This window comes from Motilimonas cestriensis, assembly GCF_021295315.1.
In the GTDB taxonomy this organism is placed as follows: domain Bacteria; phylum Pseudomonadota; class Gammaproteobacteria; order Enterobacterales; family CBDFNC01; genus Motilimonas; species Motilimonas cestriensis.
On the sequence record NZ_JAIMJA010000009.1, the window covers coordinates 37,847 to 45,067 of the forward strand.

At 41.4% G+C, this 7,221-nt stretch carries 4 protein-coding genes; 1 reads left to right on the forward strand and 3 read right to left on the reverse strand.

All coding sequences use genetic code 11. The features are described 5' to 3' along the window. Nucleotides 1-7 precede the first annotated feature (7 nt). Nucleotides 8-3,124 carry an ATP-binding protein gene (locus K6Y31_RS10360; RefSeq protein WP_233052707.1) on the forward strand — a complete coding sequence of 1,039 codons (3,117 nt, stop codon included), beginning with the start codon at nucleotides 8-10 and terminating at the stop codon, nucleotides 3,122-3,124. Between the two features lie 133 nt (nucleotides 3,125-3,257). On the opposite strand, the gene K6Y31_RS10365 is transcribed toward K6Y31_RS10360, so the two are convergent. The 3 genes from K6Y31_RS10365 to K6Y31_RS10375 form a co-directional block, all read right to left on the reverse strand. Beyond that, entirely contained in the window at nucleotides 3,258-4,025 is a 768-nt protein-coding gene (locus K6Y31_RS10365) for a thioesterase II family protein (protein WP_233052708.1), read from the reverse strand. Nucleotides 4,026-4,076: 51 nt separating this feature from the next. Then, nucleotides 4,077-5,411: an MFS transporter gene (locus K6Y31_RS10370; protein WP_233052709.1), complete on the reverse strand. Its 1,335-nt coding sequence runs from the start codon at nucleotides 5,409-5,411 to the stop codon at nucleotides 4,077-4,079. A 66-nt stretch (nucleotides 5,412-5,477) separates the two neighbouring features. Continuing rightward, the gene (locus tag K6Y31_RS10375) at nucleotides 5,478-7,160 is read right to left on the reverse strand and encodes a carbohydrate-binding protein (protein WP_345790256.1); all 1,683 of its coding nucleotides are present in this window, start codon (nucleotides 7,158-7,160) and stop codon (nucleotides 5,478-5,480) included. Nucleotides 7,161-7,221: the final 61 nt, after the last annotated feature.

A 7,221-nucleotide genomic window follows, 5' to 3' on the forward strand; every position in this document is an offset into this window, starting at 1 on the left:
TAAGATAATGATGAGCCCAAACGAGCATCAAAGCCCAACAATAAATCATTATGCCCCGCCTGTGGGCGGTCTCATAGTGATGCTGATAGTGTGCTTTGGGCTCTATTTTATCTTTGCTTTTTATGCTGAACGTAACATTGTTGCTCAACAATCAGCAAAGTTACAACAAGCAAATATTACCAGTTTCAATACCTTAGAGCGTCGGATAGCGGATAACAGAAATAAAGTACAATTTTTACATGCGACTCCACCAATCAGTGGTATTAGCCGTGCTATGTCTCATAATGGAGTTGATCCATATGATGGCACGACAACCGAGCAATGGAAAATAAGGTTGCAGACAATATTTATTGCCTTTGTTCAAAATAATCCTGAAATTCGACAAATTCGGCTGATTGGAAAAAGCAACAATGGTCAAGAAATTGTCCGCGTAGATCGCCGAGCGGGTAAAGTCATCGCAACACCCGATGAATTACTTCAACAGAAGGGGAAGTCTGATTATTTCTCAGCTATAGCCAAATTACATCCCAACGAAGACTATATTTCAAACATTAACCTTAATCGTGAGTACAACGCCATAGAAACACCTATTTGGCCAACTATTCGCATCGCTCAGCCTATTTTTGATCAAGAGTATGCTTTTTTTGGATTTATTATCATTAATATTGATGTGTCTCCGCTATTGCGTCTTTTGCAGCAGGACTTCAATCATTCAGGCATGGAATTTTATTTAATTAATTCAGAAGGTTACTTTCTCTCGGCCCCAAAAAATAGCTTACTGTTCGGTTTTGATCTTGATAAGCCTAAAATGAAGTGGGATGTGCTGGCTCAAGGAGCGGCTATTCCCACCTCTGAAGAAGCTGTCAGTGTCATATTCGAGAATAACAATCACTTAATGGTTGGCAGTAAAATGATGCTATCGACACGTGAAAATCGTTCTTTGTACTTGATTGCTGCACAATCAGAATCGGCATTAAAAGCAATTTGGAAACAGCAAAGAAATAGCATCATTTTCCTTATTATTGTTATTTTCACGGTGGCGATAACCATCATATTTGGTTACCAGCGCTATTTAAGTAAGCTTTTGAACCTTTACCACGATCAGTCTCGTTATGAAGCAATCATTTCAGGTTCATCAGATGCCATTATCGGTATAGATCAACGCGGCAACATCCTAAACTGGAACGATTCAGCCTCTTTCATGTTTGGCATGAGTGAGCAACAAGCAAAACAAACAACCATAAACGACATTATTATGCCGACTCAACCAAGTAAACAACTTTCTGAGCAGCTATTGAGTAGAGTCATTGAACGAAACACTCCTATAACCCTGGAGCTAGAGACCGCTAAACAAGGGAATTATCCACAAACATTGAGTATTAACCTTTCTCCAGTTGTGACCGCGAACAGAGCGATTGAACCCACTGTTGCGGCACTCATTAGGGATATATCTGAATCCAAAATTTACCAAAAAAAGATCCAAGCCATCAATAACTCATTGGAAAAGCAGGTTGCCGAGCGCACCAAACAATTGGTACTAGCCAGTCAGGAAGCCATGGCTGCTAACCGAACTAAAAGTGCATTTGTAGCCAACATTAGCCATGAAATCAGGACACCTCTAAATGGTATTGCGGGGATGCTTGAGCTACTGGGGCGCAGTAATCTGAGTGTAAAACAACACCATTATCTCAGTATGGCAAAAAGTAGTATTTCAACGTTAAGTATTCTTATTAATGATTTACTTGATTTAACCAAGATTGAATCAGGCAAGTTAGACATTGAACGTGCGCCACTCAACCTAATTGAAACCGTCAGCGCGGTAGTAGCAACAATGGCGCTTAAAGGCAACGAAAAGGGAATATCACTTTACCTCGATTGTACTGAAGTAGACGCTGAACAACTGATATCCGATGCCTATCGCATTAAACAAATCCTAACTAATTTACTCGGCAATGCCATTAAATTTACCTCCCATGGACATGTCACAGTCAATGTGTCAACTCAGCAGCTAAGCCAAAAAGACAAAGTGAATATCATCATATCGGTGGTTGACTCAGGTATTGGTATCACTCAAGAGCAGCAACTAAAACTGTTTAAACCCTTTACCCAAGCTAACACAACGATAGAAAAAAATTTCGGTGGGACTGGGCTTGGCTTGTCTATCTCAAAGCAGTTGGCTCATCTGCTTGGGGGTGATATTAGTGTTTCTAGTGCCCTAAACCAAGGGAGTAATTTTACCTTGTCCATACCAGCTGAAGTTGATCTGGATAATGATTCCGGAGGCTTAACCCCATATTTGTTAGGAGTAAAATGTGCTTTGGTGCTATCGGACGAAAAAGAAAAAAGCATTCTTACTAAACAGCTAAAGCGATGGAAAGCGGAGGTTACTGTTGATGACACAACAGCAACCCTATTAAAACTAAATCATGACAGGTTGCCAGATTTATTAATCATAGAAAACGATCTTATTGATGAAGATTTTGTCTATTGGTACATGAATCAACCGTCTAATCGCCGAGGTAAATTATTAACGATTAGTGATGGTAAAAATGAGAGCAACCGTAAAATTGAAGAGGACGAAAACTGCATTTACCTAACTAGACCGATATTACCAGAGCAATTTTTGCTGTCTTATCGGCAATTGATTAACCCAGCGTTAAAGTCCACAACTTTAACATGTTTAGAAGACTCCAAAACAGAAGCCGCCGCACAACAAAACTACAATGTCTTAGTCGTTGATGATAATGAAATAAATCGCTTTGTTGCCAAGGGCCTGCTAGAGACGTTCCCCATCACGTTGTACAATGCCAAAAATGGTAAAGAAGCGTTAGAATTGCTCAAAACCATGCAAGGTAAAAATGGCATACAGCTTATTTTAATGGATTGCCAAATGCCTATTATGAATGGATTTGATGCCACAAAACATATCCGAAACGGTGAAACCGGCAGCATTATCAAAGATGTTCCTATCATTGCGATGACAGCTGGCGCGATGTCTGGCGATAAAGACGCTTGTTTACAAGCAGGAATGAATGACTTTATTGCCAAACCTATCGACCCCGCCATATTTGAGAAAAAAATAAAACATTGGCTCAACATGACAGATGCACCAACTCCATTTTAATGCTCCCTACACGGTCAAGTAGCACGCCCTCTGTTAGCACCAATTGATTGGAATGGATACAAGGGTGTTAGTAATACCCTGGCTGATTAGGTATTACACTGCTGAATTCTTAGATAAACCTTAGGACATTACCCTATGCAGCGTTCAGTCCTTGCCCCGCCAGTAGTGCTTGTACTTTTTCTTTGACTGACTTAATAACCAACGCTTTATGGGTTTCAATAAAAAAATGTCCACCCTCAAATAGGGTCTCGCTAATATGCCCTGAGAAGTGCAACTGCCAGTCTAGCAACTTATCTTGCGGTACACCTTCATCATTAACCCCACCAAACATCGATAAATCACAATCAAGGGCAGGTCTAATTTCGCTCTGATGGGTTTCTACCATGGCAAAGTCAGCGCGCAGCATAGGCAATAACATTTCCATAAAATCGGCGTTGTTCAAAATTTCATCTGGCGTACCACCAAACGATCTTAGCTTCTCAATAAACGCCGCTTCGGGTAGTTGATGTATCGGCGAGTCGGTATTTTTATAATGCGGCGCCTTTGAGCCAGAGGCAATAAAGTGCAGCGGTAAGGGCCATTGCAGCATTCTAAAATGTTGAACTAATTCATAGCCTAAACGACTGCCAAAGCTGTGCCCCATGACCACATAAGGCACCTCCAATAAAGGTTGCATTTGCTTGGATAAATCCACTACTAACTGCGATAGGTTAGTATAAGGCGCTTCACTTAAGCGTATTCCTCTGCCCGGTAACTGAACCGCAACCAGCTCCACTTCATTGGGTAGCTGATCTGCAAACGGTGAATATGTGGCACTGCTGCCACCAGCATAAGACAAACAAAACAGTCTAAGTTTCGGGTTAACCTTAGGTTTAGGCACATGAAACCATAGTTGATTCATAATAAAGGGTATCCTTTGGTAAAAACGGTCAGCAATATATTATTTGCTGTGTTAAACATTGTTTCTTGCCACTGACTCTAACTCGTATTGAACTTGCTTATTGGGTGGTAGAGCTGAAATTGATGCTTCATCCAATACTGGCGCCTCCCCCATCCGCCTGACTTTAGGTAACATGAGGCCAAGTAATGCGCATGATATAATTAACGCGCCTGCATACATCACTACCCATTGGTTGCCATAGATTTTATTGAAATAACCCGCTATCGCACCAGAAATAGGCATCAACCCTAAAATACAAAACATCAGTACCGACATCACTCGTCCCATGTATTCACTCGGCGTACGGCGCTGAAACCAAGTAGTACCAGCAATCATAATAAACCCTGTTGCTACCCCCATTACTATCAAACAAATCACGACCAAGACTAAACTAGTGTTAATAAAGCCAAGCAAAAATAAACTGACACCAGACGTCAAATCACCCATCAAAACAAATAGGCCTAATTGACTTGGCGCTGGTTGCAGCCAAATAGCCACTCCGGCCCCCATTAACGTGCCCACGCCAATCATCGCATATAAAGTACCGTAACCAGCTTCTGTTAAGGATAAATTAACCTTTGCAATCAAGGGTAAAACGGCAAGTAATGGGCCATGCATAAAGAAGGAGATTAAAATCAAGTAAGCTAAAACCAATCTTATTCCCCGATCAAGCCAACAAAATTGTATACCTTGAGATACCAGAGTAAAAAGCCCCTTGGGCTCGCTAGTAACCCGTTTAACCTTGATACAGTAAAGTAAACATATAGACACCAATACCAATGCAGCATCAACTACAAACGCTAATGCCAAACTTGTGGAGTCATACTGTTGTGGATCAACTTGATTAAGGTAACGCATTAACCAAATCAACCAGCCGGCCAGCAACGGCCCAACAATTTGCGCTAATTGCGACGTCCCCATCACAATACCATTCGCTAATCCTAACTCTTCGTCTTTACAAATCGATGGCAAAATAGATTGGCTAGCGGGAATGCCAAACGCCCCTAATGTCCCCAAAATCAAGCCAAACAGACATAACAAAGGGATCGGCGTAATTTGCAGATAGACACACGCCGCTAAACACAGCATCACGCCGATGCCAAATTGTCGGGAGCGCAGTAACACCAGTAAAGGAGACCAACGGTCAGCCAATGCCCCACCAAATAAAATGAAGAAGCCATGGGGCAAACTAAAACACGCCATCACAATTGACATTAAAAAGGCATCATTATTGGTTTGACTTAGTACCAACCAAGGTAATGCAACCATAGTGAAATAAGCCCCCAATTGCGCTAACGAAGCGCTGAGCCAATGCAACATAAAATTTTTGTTTTGCAATAAAGACATCTGATCAACTTAGGCTATGGAAAAAGATAAAGGGGCCAGTGCCCCTTTCTATTGCACTTACAATAATTAGAGCGCGACAGTACAAGACTCTAATGGTGCCCAAACATCCCACTGACCTGAACTTTCAGGCCACTGTGCATTGGTCCACCACTTGGCTTGGTACTTCATGCCATTAAGCTGAACAACATCTCCTGCAGTATAAACATCGCCGTGTTCCCAAGTAGGTGCACCGCCACAAGTATTTTTACTCATCCCGTACCAAGTCGTTGAAATTTCAGGCCAAGTACCAATGGTTAAAATATCATCAGTATGGGGCATCACTTGGGCTTTTTCTTCTTCTGTCCAATGCCGATTTTGTGCCTGATGACAGCTTTGACAGGTTGAGGTTTGGCCGCCCCATTTACGATCAGCAAGGAAGAAAAAATTAGGGTCATCGGTAGGGTCATCATTATGATAACGTTCAGCAATGGCCTCTAAGTTGTTTTCTCGGTGCAGCCAAGCCTCTTGACCGATAGTCCAATTCTCAAATTCAAATGCTGGGTTATAACGATAAGTGAGCAAGGTTCTTGCGTCTTCAATGGCACCCAGTTTCACCAAATAATCGGTATAGCCCACAATCATGCCTAACAAATTAAATGAGAAACGCGGCCGGTCTAAACAAGTTCTTACTTCAGGACAAGTGGTCGTTAAGACACTTCCCCAAGCAAAAAAACCTTCCATAAAGTTTTCAGTGCTAGTAAAGAAGCTGGCGCCCACAGTAAAAGAGTGAAACATGGGGTGTAAGTTAAACCATTGACGATGCTCATCATTAAGTGCTAGTTGTGCATTATCATCTTGATGAAGTTGAGCAAGCCAACCTCTGTCCATAACTGACAAACCACCAAGAATAGGGGCAAGCCTAAAGCGTTCATTACTGTCGTCTTGCTGCCAAGCGGATTCCATACGCTTGGCCATTTTTAAGGTATAGTCAGAAAAATAACTGGCAATCAGAAAGTTATGTAATGCACTTGGATCATCAAAGTCTGCTTCACCGCCAATCCAAGTGTTAACGGCTTTATTTAAAAATGCCGTAAATACATTACTTGGATCCTGCGCAAAATCATCCAATAATGCAGCTGCAGTTTCAAAACGACTGGACTCATCATAGTTAAAAGCTTCATAAAACTGTTGGTGTACAGCCTTGTCTTCATTATTAGTTAAATTTACTGAAGAAAAATATGGTTCCAATTTAGCACTGTTCATTTTCTTTAAGCGTTTGGTCCAACGCTCACTTTCATTTAATTCATCAACCCGATTAAAAAAGTAATCAACCAGAATACTGTTTTTTAGTGCTTGCCCTTTACTTGGTACTAGCCATTCATTAACGAGGGAACGATTTAAATAATATAAGGCGAGAAATTTAGCCAAAACAGCGTCAGCAGGATTATCCAAATATGCTGTCAACGTTTGACGTTCAAAATCAGACATTTCAAGTTGACTGCCTCGTGGGAGTGGCGTGGTATAGTCTGAAATTTCATCGGCTAAACGCGCGTAATTTAACTCTACTTCAGTGTTAAGGGCTAGTCCGCTTAGCTTGGGGTGATTAGCAAACAACGCGAGTGTTTCACTCGACACACTAATATCTGCACCATTTTGTTGCAATTGGTTAATGATTGCCAAAGGCGCTTCATTATCTGTGTTTGCCAATACTTGACCTGAAACCAAGCTGCTGGTTATTAATAGCGATAATGCTAATGGTTTAAATGTCATCTTCACTGTTTCATCCTTAATTAATAAAGGTAATGAGCAAGTCAATCACTTATTACCCTGA

Excerpts from the sequence above, each read along its gene's own strand:
- K6Y31_RS10370 (WP_233052709.1), bottom strand. The coding sequence starts at position 5,411 with ATGTCTTTATTGCAAAACAAAAATTTTATGTTGCATTGGCTCAGCGCT.
- K6Y31_RS10365 (WP_233052708.1), bottom strand. The coding sequence starts at position 4,025 with ATGAATCAACTATGGTTTCATGTGCCTAAACCTAAGGTTAACCCGAAA.
- K6Y31_RS10375 (WP_345790256.1), bottom strand. The coding sequence starts at position 7,160 with ATGACATTTAAACCATTAGCATTATCGCTATTAATAACCAGCAGCTTG.
- K6Y31_RS10360 (WP_233052707.1), top strand. The coding sequence starts at position 8 with ATGATGAGCCCAAACGAGCATCAAAGCCCAACAATAAATCATTATGCC.